This is a genomic window from Maribacter corallii (assembly GCF_047345415.1).
In the GTDB taxonomy this organism is placed as follows: domain Bacteria; phylum Bacteroidota; class Bacteroidia; order Flavobacteriales; family Flavobacteriaceae; genus Maribacter_C.
The window spans coordinates 1-1,473 of sequence record NZ_JBLFEP010000025.1 but is presented as its reverse complement, the minus strand read 5'-3'; the positions used below and the strand labels follow the sequence as shown (position 1 = coordinate 1,473).

The following is a 1,473-nucleotide window of genomic DNA, read 5'->3' as shown; positions in this document are numbered from 1 at the left end:
CCAACAGCCTTTGCTACGACAGCGCTACGGGACTCACCCTGACCGCCAGCGTAACCTCGGGGGGCGAAGCGCCATTCCAATACAGGCTCAACGGCGGGGCATACCAGTCCAGTGCCGATTTCACCGGACTCGTACCGGGAAGCCATACCGTAGAGGTCATCGACAACAGGAACTGTACCGCAACGGCGAGCATCGACGTCTTCCCGACATTGACCGCTACCGCAAGCCTGGTCAAGGACCTGGACTGTAGCGCAACGCCCGATGCCGAAATCAGTATAAACATCGCAGGGGGCAACCCGAACTTCACCTATGAGGTGTTCAGGAACACCGTATCCGTACAGGCCAGTACGGCCGTGCCCGGTATCCCGTTCTCGTTCTTCACCACCACAGCGGGCATCTACGAATTCGTCATCACCGATACAGAGAGCTGTACCGTGACCACCAACCAGGTGACCGTCAGCCCGGATACCCCACCGACCGCAGTGGAGGTGCTCACCGCACCCCTATGTGCCACAAGCGCCGACGGGGCAGTGGAACTGCAGATCACGGGGGGACTGGCACCATACCAGATCGTATTCGACGGAAGTGCGCCATCGCCACAGACAACATATGCAGGACTGACCGCCGGAACGGCATACGACTATACCGTGACCGATGCCAAGGGATGCGTACTCAGCGACAGCGTCACCCTGACCGCACCATCGCCCGTACTTCCCGGTACCATAGACCTGGTCACGGGCTACCGTTGCGATAACGCATCGGCCACCATTCAGGCCATTAACTACTCAGGGGGGACCCCCGGGTATACCTTCAGTATCGACGGAGTGAACTTCCAGCCTTCCGATACCTTCAATACCGGAATAACCGAAGGTACCTATACCATCACCGTAAGGGACGCCAACGGATGTAGCGAACAGACACCGCCCATCGTCATCGATGCGCTCGACCCGCCCACGGACATCGCCTTCGCACAGACATCGCCCACATGCCCGGCCGTGACCGCCGACGTCACACTTAACGTCACAGACGGTACCGCGCCATTCAACTATGAGATCATCGCCCCTCTGGCCGACGCGACCGACAACGGCAACAACAACGTGTTCTCGGCCCTACCACCGGGAACATACACCTTCCTCGTCACGGACGATAAGGGATGTACCCTACAAAGGGACTATACCGTCACAGACGTGGACCGCGTAGCGGTCATCTCACAGTTGACCAACAACGTCAGCTGCCTGGGCACGGCCGACGGGGCATTCACCTTCACCGTGAGCGACTTCATCACAACATACAGCTACACCGTGACCAATACGGCCGCTGCTACCGTACAGTCGCAGAACAACATAAACACCGTTACACCCGTGGTCGTGGCGACCCTGCCCGCCGACACCTACACCGTAACCGTAACCGACGATACAACCAACTGTACCGATACCACCACAATCACAATAGCACCGCCACCAGCGGCATTGG

Annotated in this window: 1 pseudogene; it reads left to right on the top strand. The window is 58.8% G+C overall.

Features of this window, described 5'->3' with window-relative positions:
• Positions 1 to 1,473: pseudogene (locus tag ACKWCA_RS23950) on the top strand (hypothetical protein); the annotation flags it as partial.